The organism is Lacticaseibacillus pantheris DSM 15945 = JCM 12539 = NBRC 106106 (assembly GCF_001591865.1).
Classification (GTDB): Bacteria; Bacillota; Bacilli; order Lactobacillales; family Lactobacillaceae; genus Lacticaseibacillus; species Lacticaseibacillus pantheris.
The window spans coordinates 1-19179 of sequence record NZ_BCVS01000038.1 but is presented as its reverse complement, the minus strand read 5'-3'; the positions used below and the strand labels follow the sequence as shown (position 1 = coordinate 19179).

16 protein-coding genes, 1 pseudogene and 1 riboswitch are annotated in these 19179 nt (G+C 54.0%); all 17 genes and pseudogenes read right to left on the bottom strand.

Features of this window, described 5'->3' with window-relative positions:
* Positions 1–71 precede the first annotated feature (71 nt).
* Entirely contained in the window at positions 72–347 is a 276-nt protein-coding gene (hbs, locus tag LPA02S_RS05700) for a non-specific DNA-binding protein Hbs (RefSeq protein WP_054649871.1), read from the bottom strand.
* Between the two features lie 233 nt (positions 348–580).
* On the bottom strand, positions 581–1888 hold the full coding sequence (gene der, locus LPA02S_RS05695) for a ribosome biogenesis GTPase Der (protein ID WP_054649869.1): 1308 nt from the start codon (positions 1886–1888) through the stop codon (positions 581–583).
* Between the two features lie 148 nt (positions 1889–2036).
* Positions 2037–3215: pseudogene (gene rpsA / locus LPA02S_RS05690) on the bottom strand (30S ribosomal protein S1); the annotation flags it as partial.
* Between the two features lie 147 nt (positions 3216–3362).
* Positions 3363–4040, bottom strand: coding sequence for a (d)CMP kinase (gene cmk / locus LPA02S_RS05685; RefSeq protein WP_054649867.1), 678 nt, complete (start codon positions 4038–4040; stop codon positions 3363–3365).
* A gap of 100 nt (positions 4041–4140) precedes the next feature.
* Positions 4141–4773, bottom strand: coding sequence for a LysM peptidoglycan-binding domain-containing protein (locus tag LPA02S_RS05680; protein ID WP_056956953.1), 633 nt, complete (start codon positions 4771–4773; stop codon positions 4141–4143).
* 48 nt (positions 4774–4821) lie between these two features.
* Positions 4822–6276: a RecQ family ATP-dependent DNA helicase gene (locus tag LPA02S_RS05675; RefSeq protein ID WP_056956954.1), complete on the bottom strand. Its 1455-nt coding sequence runs from the start codon at positions 6274–6276 to the stop codon at positions 4822–4824.
* Complete coding sequence (locus tag LPA02S_RS11725) at positions 6266–7264, bottom strand: helix-turn-helix domain-containing protein (RefSeq protein WP_056956955.1); 999 nt, start codon at positions 7262–7264, stop codon at positions 6266–6268. The genes LPA02S_RS05675 and LPA02S_RS11725 overlap by 11 nt, the downstream gene beginning before the upstream one ends.
* A 149-nt stretch (positions 7265–7413) precedes the next feature.
* Positions 7414–7974: an ECF transporter S component gene (locus tag LPA02S_RS05665; protein ID WP_338043283.1), complete on the bottom strand. Its 561-nt coding sequence runs from the start codon at positions 7972–7974 to the stop codon at positions 7414–7416.
* Positions 7975–8113: 139 nt separating this feature from the next.
* A riboswitch (FMN riboswitch) is annotated at positions 8114–8238 on the bottom strand.
* A gap of 52 nt (positions 8239–8290) precedes the next feature.
* A complete protein-coding gene (locus LPA02S_RS05660) occupies positions 8291–9013 on the bottom strand; it encodes a pseudouridine synthase (RefSeq protein ID WP_054649854.1) in 723 nt (240 codons plus the stop codon).
* Positions 9014–9637 carry an SMC-Scp complex subunit ScpB gene (gene scpB / locus LPA02S_RS05655; protein WP_056956956.1) on the bottom strand — a complete coding sequence of 208 codons (624 nt, stop codon included), beginning with the start codon at positions 9635–9637 and terminating at the stop codon, positions 9014–9016.
* A gap of 1 nt (position 9638) precedes the next feature.
* Positions 9639–10367: a segregation and condensation protein A gene (locus LPA02S_RS05650; protein WP_056956957.1), complete on the bottom strand. Its 729-nt coding sequence runs from the start codon at positions 10365–10367 to the stop codon at positions 9639–9641.
* A gap of 3 nt (positions 10368–10370) precedes the next feature.
* Positions 10371–10733: a hypothetical protein gene (locus tag LPA02S_RS05645; protein ID WP_056956958.1), complete on the bottom strand. Its 363-nt coding sequence runs from the start codon at positions 10731–10733 to the stop codon at positions 10371–10373.
* A gap of 32 nt (positions 10734–10765) precedes the next feature.
* Positions 10766–11647, bottom strand: a complete 882-nt coding sequence (gene xerD / locus LPA02S_RS05640; protein ID WP_056956959.1) for a site-specific tyrosine recombinase XerD — start codon at positions 11645–11647, stop codon at positions 10766–10768.
* Between the two features lie 5 nt (positions 11648–11652).
* The gene (locus LPA02S_RS05635; RefSeq protein ID WP_056956960.1) at positions 11653–12534 is read right to left on the bottom strand and encodes a CvfB family protein; all 882 of its coding nucleotides are present in this window, start codon (positions 12532–12534) and stop codon (positions 11653–11655) included.
* Between the two features lie 212 nt (positions 12535–12746).
* Positions 12747–14513, bottom strand: coding sequence for a pyruvate kinase (gene pyk, locus LPA02S_RS05630; protein ID WP_056956961.1), 1767 nt, complete (start codon positions 14511–14513; stop codon positions 12747–12749).
* Positions 14514–14574: 61 nt separating this feature from the next.
* Complete coding sequence (gene pfkA, locus LPA02S_RS05625; RefSeq protein WP_054649846.1) at positions 14575–15534, bottom strand: 6-phosphofructokinase; 960 nt, start codon at positions 15532–15534, stop codon at positions 14575–14577.
* Between the two features lie 113 nt (positions 15535–15647).
* Positions 15648–18953 carry a DNA polymerase III subunit alpha gene (locus LPA02S_RS05620; protein WP_056956962.1) on the bottom strand — a complete coding sequence of 1102 codons (3306 nt, stop codon included), beginning with the start codon at positions 18951–18953 and terminating at the stop codon, positions 15648–15650.
* Between the last annotated feature and the right edge of the window lie 226 nt (positions 18954–19179).

The window sequence follows — 19179 nt, the reverse complement described above, 5'->3', positions numbered from 1 at the left end:
TCTCCAAAAGAAAAGCCGAGCCCAAATCGCTTTGGGCTCAGCCTCTCTAAGTACTATTGCATCTCCGTTAATTACTTAACGGCGTCCTTCAAGGCCTTACCAGGCTTGAATGCTGGTACCTTGGATGCAGGGATCTGGATTTCAGCGCCAGTCTGCGGGTTGCGACCCTTACGGGCAGCACGTGCGCGGACCTCAAAGTTACCGAAACCGATCAACTGGACCTTGTCGCCCTTAGCCAGACTATCCTGGATAGAACCGAACACTGCGTCAACAGCGGCCGTAGCGTCCTTCTTAGTCAAGCCAGTTGCGGATGCAACGCTGTCGATAAGTTCTGCTTTGTTTGCCATGTGTATTTCACCTCCGTGATGCAGTTAGTTATTCTAACTACAAAATCCACCGTATTAGTGGTTTAAGAATGAGGAAATAATGAGCACCTAAGCAACACTATTTCACACGTAAATATAGCATGGAAAAGGCGTTCTGCCAAGCGTTTTCGCGTTTTTAGCTAAAAAATTGTTATATTTAACATCCTAGTCATAAAATTATTCACAATAAGGCGTAAGTTCCCGTCAACCAACTGTTATTGACGCCTCCGTGCAATTAAATGAATTGGTGTACCTTCGAAATCAAACGTTTCCCTTAACCGGTTAATGATAAACCGCTGATAGGAAAAATGTAGTAATTCTACGTCATTTACAAACACGATAAACGTTGGTGGCTTGATGGAAACCTGCGTCATGTAGTAAATACGCAACCGCTTGCCGTTAATGGTTGGCGTGGGCGTGACCGTAATGGCCTCATTAATGACGTCATTCAGCACGCTACTTTGAATGCGGCGGGACTGATTTTCAGCCACCTGCATGATTAACCGTGGTAATTGGTCTAGGCGTTGTTTAGTCTTCGCCGATACGAACACAATGGGCGCATAATCCAAATATTGGAACTGGTCGCGGACGTGGTTCTCAAAGTCCTGCATCGTGTGCATATCCTTGTCCAAGGTGTCCCACTTGTTGACCACAATGACAATCCCACGACCGGCCTCGTGCGCGTAGCCCGCCACACGTTTATCCTGCTCGCGGATGCCCTCCTCGGCGTTGAGCACCATCAGAACCACGTCTGACCGATCAATGGCACGCATGGCGCGCAACACGGCGTACTTCTCGGTGTTTTCGTACACCTTGCCACGCTTACGCAAACCGGCAGTGTCAATCATGGTAAATTCGGTCCCGAGTGCCTCAAAGTGGGTATCGATGGCGTCACGGGTGGTCCCCTCAATGTTGGACACAATCACGCGGTTTTCGCCCAAAATGGCGTTCACCAGTGAGGACTTGCCCACGTTGGGCCGCCCAATCAGGGAAAACTTAACGCTATCATCCTCGGCATCCGCCTGGTCATCAGGGAAAGCAGCCAGGACGGCGTCCAAGACGTCCCCCAAGCCCAACCCGTGCGTACCAGACAGCGGCAGTGGTTCGCCAAAGCCGAGACTGTAATAGTCAAAGACGTCGTTGCGCCGTTCGGGGTTGTCGACCTTATTAACCGCTAGAATCACCGGCTTGTCGGCACGATAAAGAATCTGTGCGACCCGTTCGTCGGCATCAGTCACACCATTCTCGACGTTCACCAAGAACAGAATCACGTCCGCTTCATCAATCGCAATTTCGGCCTGCTGGGTGATTTGTTGAACCAAGGGCTCATCGCCCATATCAATACCACCGGTATCGATAACGGCAAATTCACGTGTGAGCCACGTGGCACGCCCATACAGACGGTCCCGCGTAACACCAGGGGTATCCTCAACAATGGCCTGCCTGGTACCCACGATGCGATTAAAAATCGTTGATTTACCCACGTTGGGGCGCCCAACAATTGCTAATGTGGGAATAGTCATGTTGCCCTCCTATCAAAAAACGCTGAGCCGTTGGCCCAACGTTTTCCAGTAACTAATTTGTTGAAAGGAATTACTTGTCGTCCTGACCAGCATCCTTAAGGGCATCACCCAAGATGTCACCCAAAGAGAAGCCAGAGTCGTCCTGCTGGTATTCAGCAGGAATGCTAGTACGACCACCGTTACCGCCGTTACGACGACCACGGTTGTTGCCACCATTGTTGTTGCTACGACGAGGACGACTGTTGTTGCTGTTGTCTTCTTCAGCAGCACCCTCTGGGGCTTCAGTCAGGGCCTTGATGGACAAACCAAGACGGTGTGCTGATGGGTCAACAGACAGAACCTTGACCTGCACTTCTTGGCCTTCCTTCAGCACGTCAGCTGGAGTACCAATGTGTTCGTGGGAAATCTGGGAAATGTGTACCAGACCCTCAACACCAGGCAGCACTTCAACAAATGCACCAAAGTTAGTCAGGCGACGAACAGTACCAGTCAGGACTGCATCGACTGGAGCCTTGTCTTCGATACCATCCCAAGGTTCTGGCAGCGTGTCCTTGATGGACAAGCTGATACGGTTACGTTCTGGGTCCAGGTTCAGCACCTTAACCTTAACGTCCTGGCCGACCTTCAGAACATCACTTGGCTTGTCAACGTGGTCAAAAGAAATCTGGGAAACGTGCACCAGACCATCAACACCACCCAAGTCAACGAAGGCACCAAAGTTCGTCAGACGAGCAACCTTACCGTCGAGGACATCACCAGGCTGAATCTTAGCGAAGATTTCTTCACGAGCTTCGGCCTTCTGTGCTTCAAGTACGGCACGGTGTGACAAAATCAAACGGTTGTCCAGGGGTTCGATTTCAATAATCTTGAATTCGAGTTCCTGACCTTGGTACTGCTTGAGGTCTTCGACAAAGTGATCAGCGACCATCGATGCTGGCACAAAGCCACGGACACCGGCGTTAACAACCAGACCACCCTTTACTACAGAAGTAACAGGGGCGGTAATGTTTTCACCTGCGTCAGACTTCGCCTTCAGTTCGTCCCAAACCTTCTTTGATTCGAGGCGACGCTTGGAAAGCAGGAACTGCCCGTTTTCCTTGTCCTTACCAATCTTGCTAATAATAACCAGATCCATCACGTCGCCAACCTGGGCAACTTCGTGGATATCTTCGATTGGCTGGGTACTTAATTCTTTAAGTGGCACAACCCCTTCCACGCCGGTACCTTGGATGCCGACCGTTAGTTGCTTGTCCTCAATTGCCAGGACTTCACCCTTAACGGTATCACCAACATTGACCGTTTGAACGCTGTTCAGGGCGTCCGCCATGGTTTCTGGGTTTACGCTGTTTTCACTCATGCCAAAAAATCCTCCTTAACGACTATCATCAAATGCCAGTATACATGATACGCGGCACTTTTGCCAACTTTTCAATCATAGTTTTTCAATTCGCGTTTTTAAACTTGTACAACCTAGTTATTTAGTGGCTGCAGTCTGCTCGCGGTCATCGTGTAGGAGCAAAATCTCGGTCACCACTTCATCAATCGACATATGGGTGGTGTCAATGCGCACAGCATCGTCCGCCTGCTTCAACGGGGACGTTGCTCGCGTTGAATCTTTATGGTCACGCGCGGCTATTTCCTGCTCAAGGACCTCTACGGGCACGTCAATGCCCTTGGCTTGGTTGTCCAAGAAACGACGCCGGGCCCGCTCCTCTACACTGGCGACCATGAACACCTTCAGTTCCGCGTCCGGTAGCACGGTTGTCCCAATGTCCCGGCCGTCCATCACGATGTTTCCTGCGGCGGCAATGTCGCGTTGCCGTTGCGTGAGGTCTGCCCGGACTGCGGGAATAGCGGACACCGCACTCGCATTATTGGTGACATCTTCCTGCCGGATGGCCAAAGAAACGTCGTCACCGTTCATCAGAACTTGTTGCCCATCAGCAGTGGGACGGAAATCAATGCGTAATTCCGGCAACCGCGCCGTAATCGCATCAGCATCGTGAACATCAATTCCCGCACGTAAAGCCATCAATGTCACCGTTCGGTACATTGCCCCCGTGTCACAGTACACGTACCCCAACTTAGTGGCCACTAACTTCGCAATGGTACTCTTACCCGCACTGGCCGGGCCGTCAATCGCAATCTGCATGTATATCCTGATTCTCCTTCAACTGATTTAGCCATATAAATGGGCCGAGGCATCATTGCCACGGCCCAACTGAGCCTCTTTGTGAACTTACAACTACGGGCTACTTTACCTTCAGTGTTTGCCCCGGCGTGACGCTGGTGCTCGAGCCCATCCCGTTCAACTCCTGAATTTCGGATAAGCTCATCCCGTGATTAACCGCGATCCGGTAAAGGTTATCGCCAGATTGAACCGTGTAAGTACCGGCCGCACTGCTAGCACTGCTTGATTCGGCACTACTACTACTGCTTTCAGCGGTACTCGACTCGCTAGCCGATGCACTAGTTGACGAACCCTTTGCCGCCGATTTACTGCTTGCCTTAGCAACACTGGCCTTCTTAGCACTGCTACTCTTTGACGCAGCCTTACTGCTGGCCTTAGCCTCGCTCGCGGCTTTGGCGGAACTACTACGCTTTGCCTTAGCACTGGACGACACGGCCACACTACTAGATTCCTGAGTATCAGCCGAGTTCTGCATGCGTTTATCCACGGCTAGCCAGATGATGGGTACCAATAGAATTACAATTAAACCAACGGTAATTGACCACGTTAGAACTGAATTGCCGTGACTGCGCCGGCGTTTTTTTACGCGCGAGTAGTTACCGTCATCGTCTAAATCGTCGTCAAATTTGGTGTTCCAAGGTTCTTGGGGTTGGTTTTGCTGGTTATCGTGCTCATCCTTTGGGGTCTGGGCCACGGTCACCGCCTCCTCTTTTTATCACTGTTATAGTCATTTTAACACAGTTTATTCGCCCACCTGGCCGTCAACGTTAAAAATGTGCCGAAATACTGCACGCCAATTGGTAATTTGTCGGCTTGTGTTCATTGCGGGTGAACCGTGGCTATCCATTGCTGCGACCACTTGCGCCGTGACCGGGCCACAACACCACATCGCATCGTGCTCGACACCGGGGCTGTCAAAATGCCGGAGCCACACGGATCGGTGACACCGTTGGTCATCAATGAATGCAACCATCGCGCTAAACCCGGCCACGCTTTCGGTCTGCCGATCCCGCAATTGTTGCCAAACCTGCTCAGCCGCAAAGCCGAGGTGCTGGTATGCCAGAATAAGTTGTACCTGGTTGTCATCCATCCCCACGAACGCCTGCGGTTGGGCATAAACACTCTCGATTGTTTCGCGTTCCGGCATAGCCTCAGCGTGTTGGCGAGCCGTCGCCAAATCCTTAGGGGTTAATAGGAGTACGGTGACACTCCGTTGCCCATCCCGACCGGCGCGACCAATCGCCTGTGAGTAATCTTCTAATGACTCCGGCACAAAGAGGTGTACGACGAGCCGTACGTCCGGTTTATCAACACCCATCCCAAAGGCGCTGGTGGCGCAAAGTACGTCTAAATCCCCCTCAATGAATTGGCGCTCGCGGAGCGTCCGGCTGTGGGCGTCCAGACCGGCATGATAGAACGCTGCCGCCCGACCCGTAGCGGTGGTGATGCGACCAGCGACCTCCTCTGCCTGCAACTTTGTACCGCAATAAACCAAAGTCGGCCCGGAGACACTATCTAGGAGCTCAACGAGGCGGGCAAACTTTGCTTGCGGGTTCAGTACCTGCTCCACCCCTAAAAAGAGGTTGGGGCGGTTAACGGAGCCGATATAAGTCCGCGCGCTGGGCATATGTAATTGCTGAACGATATCCTCCTGTACCTGGCGCGGGGCGGTGGCCGTCAATGCCAGTACGGAAGCCGGCTGCACCCGGTCGATGACGGCGCCTAGACGTAAATAGGCAGGTCGAAAGTCTGGGCCCCACTGCGAAATACAGTGCGCCTCATCCACCACAAACAAGCTGATGGCAAGTGCCTGTAGACGTCGCTGTATCTCCGGCCGCTGTAGCATTTCGGGTGCGATAAATAGAAAACGGCACCGGTCTAGGTCGCGGAGCACCTCGTTAAAATCATGCGGGTCCAGGCTGGAGTTCAACGCGACCACGCGCCGTTCACCTGCCGCTTGTAGCCGCGCAACCTGATCGCGCATCAACGCCAGCAACGGTTCAACAACGACCGTTAAACCGCCTAACAGTCTGCCCGGTAGTTGGTAGCACAAAGTTTTTCCGCTACCCGTCGGCAGAACCCCCAGCATATTGTGCCCCGCGACCACGGCACTAATAATCTCCCGCTGTCCGGGACGAAAATCGTCAAAGCCTAAATTGTGTAGCGCCGTCTCAATATCAGCCTGTTCAATCGCCATGTGCCTGTTCCTTCCTAATGCATTCCACTTGCACCAATCGCACTTGCAAAAATGAGGCGTCCGGAACCCGCGCCTGGATGTCCCGGTAATCGCGTAGACCCGCGTCCCAGGCCGCAACCAGCGCACCGTGCATACCCGTGGGTAACAACACGCGCAGATTAACGGGCATACCCCAAATAGCAGCGGCTTGTATGTGTTCGTTAACGGTGCTCTCTTTACGTCGCATCCGCTGCGCGATTTCTGCAACGCTCATGCCTTGATTCACTAATTCTAAACTCTTTTGACCAAGTGCGGGCAATGGATTCACGGGACCACCCCAAAGTTGAAACAACGCCGTCATGGCGGACTCATGGTCGCCGATTACGTGCGCAAGGCTACCCATAGCATCCAATAACTGCCATCCCCACTCGTCAGCCACCAGGTCCACCGAACCGGCATAGCCGTGCCCCACCAACCGGGCCGCTAGAAAATCGGCCGTGTCGGATGGCAAAAAATTAAAGGCTGTAATCAGGTCTTGCACCACCGCCTGATGGTCGCGACCATGGTGACGATACCACGACTTCACCCAGTGCTGAACGGACCAATCCGCAACCACGGGGACGTATGTATTATTCGCAAAGGTGGCCTCCGAGATCACTTGGACCGCTAAAAATAATCGGGTGCTCAGGCCGCTCGGATTGAGCCGAAAATCGTAATGACGGGGTAACGGATGCGTGGTGCTCACCAGTTCTCGCTGCCTAGTACCAGCCGCAGTCAGCCTAACATCTTTGTCAACCAGCTCAAGCCAACCATGCCGGCGCATTTGGGCCACAGACGTCAAAAAGTCATCGCGCCGTAGTTGCGGCATCAACGCTAGCCACTGCAACTGTTCGGTTTGCAACGCCGCATACAGCGTCGAGATGGTTTTCTTTCCCGTCAGTAACCCCAGCACCGACAGCGGCCGTCGCGGTTCTGGCCCAAAAAACTGGATGAGATAATCCGCTAGCATTGCCTTGTCCTCCTCACGTATGCAACCAGTATAACGTAAATGTTGCTTTGCTTCACAGAGTACAGCGGGATGCACCTGCAACACTTGCAACCGCAAAAAAGGGGCGGCCATGGCCGTCCCTAAGCTTAGTATTAAGATTTTAGAACCTGCTAATTACCTTGTTTGGTCCCGTTTTGACGGTTATGCTGAATCCAACCGCCCAGAGCACGGGCAATAATCGCAGTCAGCACCGCGAGTAGTACCCCCTTAATTAGGTTAAACGGTACTACGCCCGCGACAACGTACTGTGCCAAACTGACACCGAGTTTGAAGTTGAGCACCGCCATGTAAACCGGAATCAACACGAAGTAATTGACCACGGACATCACGATGGTCAGCATGATCACCCCGACACCCAAACCAGCCAAGAGCCGGCGCCAGCTAAACTGCTTTTTAACGGCCAGTCCCACCGGCAGTGCGAGCGAGCAACTGGCCAGAAAAGCGGCAAAGTCACCCACCAAGTTCACCGCACCCCCACCGGTAATCACAAAGTGGACCAGACTACGTAAAAACGCCACCCCGACACCACCTACCGGCCCGTATAATAGCGTGCCGATTAGAACCGGTACGTCACTACCATCGAGCTTTAAAAACGGAAACGCGGGTATGATCGGCACCTCAAAGTTCATCAATACGAACCCAAACGCCGCCAATATGGCAATACCAGCCATACGGTGTACACGCGTACTTGCAACATTAGTCAAAACAATTACCTCCAGGCGGTTCGTCCCGGAGAGACCACCCATCCTGACCAATAAAAAACCGTCACCACGAGGATGACGGGTCTTTTTGTCAGGACAGCAAAAAGAGTCCCATCTTCTTCCATCTAGACTATACTATCGGCCCTGGAATCTCACCAAGTCGGTCGCCACAAACGTGACGAGTAGCGGGCTATCACCGCCGGTCGGGAATTACACCCTGCCCTGAAGACGAACCAGTTTATTTAATTACTTATTTATAGTAACACGATTGCCCACAAATGCAAGCCTATTCGGCCATTTCTTTGAGCCGAGCCACCTCTTGATGGGTGAGCTTCCGGTAATCACCCGCCGACATACCGTCGAGCGTCAAGGGACCAAACGCTTCACGAGCCAACTTAATCACCGGGAACCCGACCTGCTTGAACATCTTCTTGACTTGGTGGTTCAGTCCTTGATGAATAGTCAGCTCCACAATCGCGGTGCGCTTGCCGCCATTATCGCGGGAAAGCACTTTAACCTTTGCTGGCGCCAACTTGCGTCCGTCGACCCGGACACCCTCACGTAAGGGCTGTAATTGCAAGTTAGTGGGAATTCCTTCCACCTTAGCCACGTACCGCTTATCGATGTGGTACCGCGGATGCATCATCATGTTAGCAAACTCACCGTCGTTGGTCATAATCAAGGCACCGGACGTGTCGTAATCCAACCGGCCCACCGGGTACACGCGTTCACGCACATCCTCGAAGAAATCCGTGACCACTTTGCGGTTCTTATTATCCGTGACGGCAGTAATCACACCGCGAGGCTTATACAGCAAGAAGTATTGTAGTTTCTCCTTGGTCAAAGGCACGCCATTCACTGCCACCTGGTCGCCAGGCTCAACCTGAGTACCAAGTGTCGTGACTACGGACCCGTTCACCGTAACCTGCCCCGCACTAATCAGTTCCTCGGCGTGGCGACGTGACGCCACCCCCGCATGAGCAATTACTTTTTGAAGTCGTTCAGCCATCTATTCATCCTCCGTTGGTTCCGTAGTCAGTGGTGTCGGTTCTGTATCTAGTGCGTCGCCGACACCCTCATCGTCAATGTCAGCCCGGCCAAACAGGTCAAGCGTCTCCGGATCCGGAGTCCCGCTGGTGGGTAGCGGCGGTAAGTCATCCAAGCTACCCAGACCAAAGTAGTCCAAGAAAACCTCCGTCGTGCGGTACATGATGGGTCGTCCAGGAGCATCCTTGCGGCCGGCTTCGGCCACCAGCTGTCGGGTCACTAGGGTCTGTAGCGAGCCGGAACTTTGTACCCCCCGCACCTCATCAATATCGATGCGCGTGACCGGTTGTTGGTACGCGATAATAGCCAGGGATTCCAACGCCGCTTTGGATAGCCCCGTCGCGGGTGGACCCTGGAAGTATTTTTTAAGTGCCGGCGCGGCTGCGGGCTTGGTGAGCATGTAGAAGCGTTCGCCCGACTGCTGGATAAATAATCCGCGTTGGTCGTCCGTTGCCATCTGGTCTGCCAACGTGGCGACCTGCTGCCGGGTGGCGGCCACACTTACACCCAAAATTTCCGCGAGAGTATGTAAGTCCACGCCGTCCTCACCAGCGGCGTATAATACTGCTTCAATTGTTCCCAGCAAGCTATGCCACCTCCTTTAAGTAAACGTGAATCGGTTCAGTGGGGCCTGCCTGCGTACAAACAACCGTGTCCGTTTTCATCATTTCAAGCAACGCCAAAAAGCTCGTAATGACCGCGGCCACCGTCCGGCCATCAACTAGATTCGTAAAGTCACAGTCACCTAACCGTTGTAACTGACCGAGCATTGCGGCGATGGTGTCCTCAATGGAAGCACTGGCCTCAGCCTCAATGTGCCGCACCGCCGTTTCCTGCTGCTGAACGCGATGCACAACGTCCGCCACCGCCCTTTGGAAGTCAATCAGCTTCACGGCTCCCGGGGCAAGTGGAGCCGTAACCTCGGCCGGTGGCAACGAAGCGGGCTTCGCAAAGGAAGCACTCCGCTCAACCTCGAGGTCACGCAACTGGCCAGCAGCTTCCTGAAATACTTGGTAATTAAGGAGCTGTTCGACCAACTCAGCGCGAGGATCTTCAACCAGTTCCTCAGTGCCAGGCTCAGGTTCCGGTTCGGGCAGCAGCATCCGGCTCTTCAGGGCCATCAAACTAGCAGCCATCACAAAGTAATCACCAGCCACATCAAGTGCGTTATCCTGCATTGCCTGCAGGTACTCTAAATATTGGCCGGTAATTTGGGCAATTGGGATGTCGTAAATATCCAGTTTTTCTTGCTTAATGAGGTGCCACAACAAATCTAGTGGCCCCGCAAAGTCTTTCAGTACGATTGTTAACGCCATGCGCTATGGTTCCCTTCTGTGCTCCTCCCAACGCATGATCAGCGGCGTGGTCTCCAATGAACCCATAATTCGCCGTGCGCCGACAATGGACGCTAACTCATCAAGCACCGTATTGATGGTTTCCTGATTGCGCAGTGCGGGAGCCAATTGGAGGTGACGAACCAGCACGTAGCCATCGCCATCCTCAATACCCACTACACCAGAAAAGTCGTTGTCCGCGTCCTTATACAGGTACAACTGGTGCCCTGCATCCTCAGCAAACAGTTTCAACTCAGATTGAAGGTTACTCAACACCTTCAAATCGGGCTCAAACGACAAGAAACCCATCGCAATTTTTTGGTAGTCGCGTTTATACTTTACTAACATGATTTCACCTAAACCTTACTGTCATCCAACCACTAACCGCGTGGGTGCGTCGCGTGATAAACTTCCGCGAGGCGCCCGTTCGATAAGTGCGTGTATAACTGCGTGGTACTAATATCGGCGTGACCTAATATCTCTTGAACTACCCGCAAGTCCGCCCCGTTGGCAAGCAAATTGGTCGCAAAACTATGCCGCAGCGTGTGCGGGGTCACATCCTTATCGATCCCCAAATCGACGATGTAGCTCTTGAGGTTTTTCCATATGCCTTGACGGGTCAGCTGCTGCCCGTGGAAGTTCAGAAAAACTACGCGGGGGTCGGACCGTCGCAACAATCGTGGACGCGAATCATCCAGGTACCGTCGCAACCACGACACTGCTTGGCCACTAACCGGCACCAGGCGTTCCTTATCCCCTTTACCAATCACCTGAATCAAGTTCATGTCGAGGTGCAGCTGGTTGAGGCTAAGATTAATGACCTCGGATACCCGCATCCCGGTAGCGTACATTATTTCAAAGATGGCGCGGTCCCGCAAGCCGAGTGGTTTATCCACGTTCGGGGCCGCCATCAGTTGGTCAATCTCGTCCATACTGAGCACAGTGGGCAAATGCCGCCCCGGCTTAGGCGCGTCGATCAGGTCCATGGGGTCGTTGCTCACAACACCCTGGCGTCCCAAAAAGCGGTAAAACTTGCGCAGAGCCGACTGCTCCCGCGCCATGCTGGTTGCGGCCAACGATTCGGACTCAGAGGTCAGAAACTCCACCACTACGATCCGTTCCTCGGGCACCGTATCAATTTGCTGTTGTTTGAGCCAGGACGAATAACGGTGTAAATCGTTACCATAGCTAATCCGCGTATTTGCCGCTAAGCCACGTTCAACTTCGAGGTAATGCAAAAAATCAGTAATTAAGTCATCCATAGCTATTACTCCGCGTCAGGGGCCTTGTCCTGCGGTAACAACTCAACGTAGCCGTCCATTTCACGCACTAACCGCGCCTTGAGCAGGTGGCCCAACGCACGCTTGAAGGCACCTTTGCTAATATCGAGGTGCTGGCGAATCAAAGCCGGGTCGCTCTTGTCCGTCAGGTTTAGTCGCCCATCGTGACTATGTTGCATCACTGCGAGCAACATTGCGGCGTCGTCGTCAATCGCCTCGTAGGCGCGCGGGTGCAGCGATAGGTTCAAACCACCATCCTGACGAATACCAATCACCCGCGCGTGCACGACCTGACCCAAACGGGGTTCAGCATCACGTTCACTCGGGTGGATAAAGCCCAAGTAGTGGTCATCAGTGAACACCAATGTCCCCGCCAGCTTCAGGCGGTAAACCGTTGCTGTCACATCTTTGTTCTTCATGTCATCATGAGCAATGTGCGCTAATTGCGGGAAGAAGTCCGGCGCAGCTACTTTGCCCCACATGCGGTGCTTGTTGTCCAATTCAAGCCGAATCATCAGGCGGTCGCCACGGGACGGCCACAAGCGGTTCTCAAGTGGCAGATCGTCGAGACTCACCACCACGTCTTTATCCGGCAAGCCCACGTCCACGAAGACGCCCAAATCGCGGCGCACCTGCACCACTGGGCAGAAGGCGTACTGCGACTCACTAATAGCCAGCTGTTTCGTCGTCATTCGCGGCTCACGGTGCTCATTCTCGTAGGCAAAGCCGGTGACGCTGCTCCCTAAAGCCGGCATCTCATCAAACTCACTCCGTTGCACCGCCATCGTGGTGCCAGCGTACTGAACGTACACGTAATCCTCGTTACTATCAGTCACCTTACCAGTGACGGTCTGTCCATTAAAATCCATCGTTTTCTCCTTATTTGGCCAGGGCTAGCGGCCACCCTTTTTTGCGCAACACGCCTATTGCTAGTGTAGCGTAAGGCATTCTTAATAGTTAGTTTACCACCCTGGCTGGCCCTTGACCATGCCCGGCAGTATATGTAACCCAAAGGGGCGCAACACACCAAAGTGTGTCGCACCCCTCGAGTTTGAAAGCAATTAGTTAGATTGACGCACCATTAGATGGCGTTCGTAGCACCCTTGTAGACGATACCACGACGAGAATCAACGGTTACGACCTGGCCATCATTGATGACAGTCGTTGCGTCTTCAGCGCCAACAACCACTGGGATACCCATAGCGATACCCACAACGGCAGCATGGCTAGTCAAACCACCGGCTTCAACAACCACTGCAGCAGCCTTTTCGATGGCTGGCAGGTAGTCCTTGTCGGTCGTCTTGGTAACCAGGATGTCACCCTTCTGCATCTTAGCAACAGCTTCGCTTGCAGTAGTAGCAACAACGGCCTTACCAACAGTAGTCTGGTCGCCAACACCGGAACCCTGAGTCAACTTGGAGCCGATCAGCTGAACCTTCATAACGTTGGTCGTACCAGTTTCACCAACTGGAACACCGGCAGTAATCAGAATCAAGTCGCCTTCTTCAGCAAAGCCCAATTCCTGAGCCTTCTTAGTGGCAACATCGAACATGTCATCAGTTGAAGATGGCTTTTCGATGATTTCTGGGACAACACCCCAGTTGATCATCAAACCGCGCTGAGTCTTTTCACTGAAAGTCAGTGCCAAGATGTCAGCCTTCGGACGGTACTTGCTGATCATACGGGCAGTGTAACCAGAGTTAGTGGCAGCAACGATGGTCTTAACACCCAGGTTGCGCGCCGTGTGTGCCACAGCCTGACCAACTGACTCAGTCACGGACTGGTTGGAGTACTGCTTCAAAGCGTAAGCATCCTGGTCAGTCATGGCCTTTTCAGTGTATTCGTCGATGCGAGCCATTGCGGCAACGGATTCTACAGGGTAGTCACCGTTTGCGGATTCACCGGAAAGCATCGTTGCGTCGGTACCGTCGAATACGGCGTTAGCAACGTCGTTAACTTCGGCACGAGTAGGACGAGGGTTTTCCTGCATGGAGTCCAGCATCTGGGTAGCAGTGATAACTGGCTTGCCCAGGGCGTTGCACTTCTTAATCAGGGACTTCTGAACTAATGGCACGTGTTCGAATGGAATTTCGACACCCATGTCACCACGGGCAACCATCAGACCATCAGAAACCTTCAGGATGTCATCAATGTTGTTGATACCTTCCTGGGATTCAATCTTAGGGAAGATTTGAACCTGTTCCTGGTGCTTTTCTTCGAGCAGTTCACGGATGTCCAAAACATCCTGTGGCTTACGAACGAAGGAAGCAGCAATGAAGTTGATACCGTTGTCCAAACCAAAGCGGATGTCACTAGCATCCTTTTCAGTGATACCAGGCAGGTTGATGGAAACACCAGGGGCGTTAACACCCTTACGGCCACCCAAGACACCATCGTTCTGGACCTTGGTAACCAATTCGCGGTGTTCGTCATCCTTTTCGGTAATCAGAACGTCGATCAAACCATCGTCAAAGAGCACGTGACCACCAACGTGGGTGTCATCGTACAGGCCAGGGTAAGTAACAGCAACCTTGTCCTGAGTACCTTCCAGGGAGTCGTCCATGGAGATACGTACCACATCACCGGTGTGGAATTCGATCTTGCCATTAGGCGTGCTCTGAACGGTCGTACGGATTTCGGCACCCTTAGTATCAAGCATGATACCAACAGTCTTGCCAGTAATCTTCTCGGCTTCGTGAACCATGGTCATACGGGCCAAGTGTTCCTCGTGGTCACCATGAGAGAAGTTGAAACGGAAAACGTTGGCACCAGCTTCGATCAACTTAACAATGATGTCGGTCGTGTTACTAGCAGGTCCAAGCGTGCTGACGATCTTGGTCTTTTTCATAAATGAAAAATCTCCTTCTTTTGCAAAATGTTTTTAAACAGTGTTACCAGAATTAAGTTAACTAAAATGCGAGCTCTTTTGCAACCTTGTAAACGTCCATTTCGGGCTCGTGCTTTGAGTCAAACAGGTCGAGCATGTTGTGGGTAACCAGTTTGTTGTTCTGGATACCGATGGCCAAACCACCCTTACCCTCCATCAGGAGTTCAACGGCGTAGCTACCCATGCGGGAGGCCAATACGCGGTCAAAGGCGGTCGGCACACCACCACGCTGCACGTGGCCAATAGTGGTGGCGCGAAGCTGGAAGTCACCGAACGGCTTGAGCTTATCGGCAAACTCAGCGGCAGTCATTACGCCTTCAGCCAACACGATAATTGCGTGCTTTTGGCCACGGGCGCGGCTACTCTTCAGCTTTGCCGCTACCTCAGCGACATCAAAATCCTTTTCAGGAATAATGACGTCTTCCGCAGCGCTAGCCACTGCAGCCCACATCGCGATGTCACCAGCGTTACGGCCCATCACTTCCACGACGAAGGTACGTTCGTGGCTTGCGGCGGTGTCGCGCAGGTTATCCATTGCGTGCACGGCAGTGTTCAAAGCAGAGTCAAAGCCGATGGTGAAGTCCGTGTAAGGAATATCGTTGTCGATAGTCCCCGGCAGGCCCATGGCGTTAAAGCCATGCTCGTTCAGGCGCAGTGCACCGTGATAGGAGCCGTCGCCACCGATAACGACAATCGCGTCAATACCGAACTTCTTGAGCTGCTCCACACCCTTCAACTGAACTGGTTCTTCAGCGAATTCAGGGAAACGAGCAGAGTACAGGATAGTCCCACCACGGTTGATAATGTCATCAGCCGTGCGTGAATCGATCCGGAAGATATCACCAGCAAGCAAGCCGGCGAAACCGTAGTTGATACCGTACGCTTCCAGGCCTTCGTGTTCAGCCTTACGCGTCACGGCACGCACCGCGGCGTTCATGCCCGGAGCATCCCCACCGCTGGTCATAATACCAATGCGTTTCATCTTTCCACCTCACGTGAATTTCTGTGGGTCGAATACCTCAACCCCAAACAAAATCAGTCTACCACTTTTCAGAAATAAAGTCGCCAGCAACATGCAGATTTCTCAACAGAATCTTACTTTTGTCGTAATGGCCTGGTCACCACCGCGTCGGGGCCCAGGACCGTGCGTAATTGGTCTAGCACCTGATCTGTCACTGCCAACGATTGCGGCCGTTTGGTTGGCAGGCGATGGCCGTCGGCAACCAGCACCACTGGACTACGTCCGCGGTGCGTTGCCAAGATTTCCGCCACCTCGGAGCGGAGCGCAACATCGGGCTGACTCCCTAAATTGAGGAAGACAACTTTGGGTAATTCGGCCCGAGCCACATCAATTGGTGTGAGCGAATTGGCGATAATTGCCGTGCTGTCGTCGTGCTCACGCCGTTCGCCTTTGCCCCGCAGTAAGTATACGGCATTAACCGTCACGGGCTGCACCTGCTGGTAAGTTCGGGGGAATAGCGTCACGTCCGCTGTCCCCGTCCCGTCCTCGACGGTCAGGAAGGCCATTGTCATGCCCTGCTTAGTTTTAATTTGCCGCACCGCCGTCACGAGTATGACCGTAGCCACGTTCTTGCCGATACCCACGCCATCAAGCCGCACCGCGTGGTTGCCGTCCGCGACATCCGTGTACTGCTCAGTCGGGTGACCATTCAGGTAGTAGCCCAGAACCGTGGCCGCCATCGCATCATCTTCGGCTTGAGAACTAGCGTGAACGTCCGCCTGCTTTGGCCACAGGTTGCGCAACAGATCCGCGTCCCCCGCGGCTAAATCTACCGCCGTCAGGACACTCTCCAGCTGCGCCAACGCTACGGCCCGGTTAGTCACCAACTGGTCCAGCGCACCAACCTGAATGAGCGGCCCCAGCACCTTTGCATCACGCCACTGCGGTGCCAGTCGCAGTAGCAGGTCCGCATACGACTGGAACTGCCCGTTGGCGGAGCGCTCGTCCACCAGTGCGGAGACAAAGTCGCGCCGTAAGCCCTTAACGTTCGCCAGCCCGACACGGATTGCCCCCTTCTTATTGAGGCGAAATCCACGGCCCGACCAGTTGACGTCGGGAGCCAGTACCGGAACCTGCGCCGCGCGGGCCGCCCCAATCAGCGACCGTAGCTTGGTCGTATTCCCCAAATTACGGTTACACTGGGCCGCATAAAACGCTGCAGGAAAATGTACCTTAAGGTAAGCCAACCAAAAGGCGAGCTTTCCGTAGGCGACCGCGTGGCTACGGTTGAATCCGTACCCAGCAAATCGTTCAATATCGGCGTAAACCGACTCGGCATCGGCAGCGCTCAGGCCACGCTCTTGCGCCCCCGCGATAAATTGTGTTCGGCCGGCGTCGATTTTGGCCTTATTCTTCTTGCTCATCGCGCGCCGTAAATCATCGGCAGCGGCCATGTCAAAGCCACCAATTGCGCTGGCAACCTGCATCACCTGTTCCTGATAGACAATGATGCCATAGGTCGAATCCAGGATGGGGGCTAGCAACGGCGTCACGTAGGTCACTTCCTGATCACCGTGCATCCGTGCCGCAAAGTCGCCAATGTATTCCATCGGTCCAGGACGATACAACGCGGTGGTTGCAACGACATCCTCAAAACCACGGGGACGAACTTGGCGCAACACCCGTTGCATGGGCGCACTTTCAAACTGGAAGACGCCCAGCGTATCACCATCTTGGAACAACTTGATGGTATCAGCATCATCCAACGGTATGTTCTCGGGGTCAAAGTCGTCCCCCACTTGCCGCCGGACATAAAACAAAATTTGGGCGAGTAAACCTAGAGTTCGCAAACCTAGTAGATCAATTTTCAGCAGGCCGAGACGTTCAACCACTTCTTTGGTCCCCTGAGTTTGCTCACCATCTCCGGTCGGCATAGTCTGCACCGCAATCGTGTCCACCAGCGGCGGTCGGGACAGCACCACGCCCGCCGCATGGGTAGTGACATTGCGTGGGATGCCCGTCAGCCGCCCCGCAAGGGTCAACACCCTGTTAACGTCACCGCTATCCGACCGCATATTCGCTAATGGCCGTGACGCGGCCAAGGCGTCCGCGATTGTTTCCTCACCACTTGGAACGGCGCCAGCAATCGCGTCTACCTCATGTTGCGGTCGTCCCAGTACGCGCCCAACATCGCGAATGGCCTGCTTAGGCCCTAACGTACCTAATGCCATAATCTGGGCGAAGTGATCGGTACCGTAGCGTTCGCGAACGTAGTCAATCATCTCGTCGCGGCGATCATCCTGGATGTCCAGGTCAATATCGGGCATCTGCCCACGATTCGGGTTCAAGAACCGTTCAAAGAGTAGCTGGTACTGCAACGGGTCCACCGTGGTAATACCGAGGGCAAAGGCCACTAGGGAGCCGGCCGCAGAGCCACGGCCCGGTCCGGTGAGGATACCCCGCCGGTGAGCCTCCTGCACGATGTCTCCGACAATTAGAAAGTAGTCGTCAAATCCCATCGAGCCAATGACCGCTAGCTCGTGCTGCAGGCGCTCCTGGTAGTCGGCGGGGACCGCTGCTTGATCGTCCACGGACATCCTGCTGGCTAGCCCCGACCACGCGAGGTGCGCCAAATAATCGCCAGCAGACATTCCTTCCGTGTCCGGAAAGGCTGGTAACTGAGTGCGAACAGCCGGAATATCAACCGCACATTCATCAGCCAGTGCAACCGTTGCCCGCACCAAATCATCACGGTGGGCGACAACGTACGGTTCACCGGCATCGGTGGCTGCAGGCAATTCGTAGACCCCCGGAGCGTCGTTGGCGTTTAAATCCAGGCGGTCACCCGTCGCAATTGCCCGCAAAATTTGGGCGGCTACATCATCGGCAGCATCCAGGTAACGGACATCACCGAGCGCCACCGCGCCCAAGTGGTGCACTTGGGCGAACGCGGGCAAATCGGTTGCGAGTGCGGCGGCTGGTACGCCCACCAACACCCGGTCGGGATGGTGGGACTGCAAAGTAGTCACCAACGCCCAGGCCGAATTACCATCACCAGCGGTTAGAGCAGCCATGAGCCGACCGTTAGCGGTGGTCACCACGACCAAGCCGCTCAGATACCCGATGGCGTCCAGAGCGTCGACTTTGCCCGTCATGACCTGACTGCTGACGCGCATTAATTGCCGGTAGCCGGCCTGTGTATGCACAAGGAGGATGCATTCGGTGCCGTCGTTCAGCCGCAGGGTCATGCCCAGCAAAGGCTTGATTCCGGCGGCCTTGGCGGCATCATAAAATGGCGCTAGGTTATACACCACGTTGACGTCGGTCAACGCAAGTGCGTGGTATCCCCGCGCCTTAGCTGCTTCTATGTATGATTGCACCCCAGTCGGGCTTTGCAGGATGCTCCCGCTGGAAATTACCTGTAACTGTACAAAATCCATGCCGCCACCTCACATACCATTATACCTAACCCACGGCATCGCTGCACCGGTCATCCGCACTACCAGTGGCGGTGGCGGCTGGTGGCGGTGCTGGTCGGTGAGGGTGCTGTGGTGTGCTACGACTTTGTGGACCGCTCCACGTAAACGCTGCTATTGGCTGGTCGTACTGGCGTGGTGGCTCCGGTTGAGCAGCTGGTCCCCGCGACCGGTGCTGAGAGCCTCACGC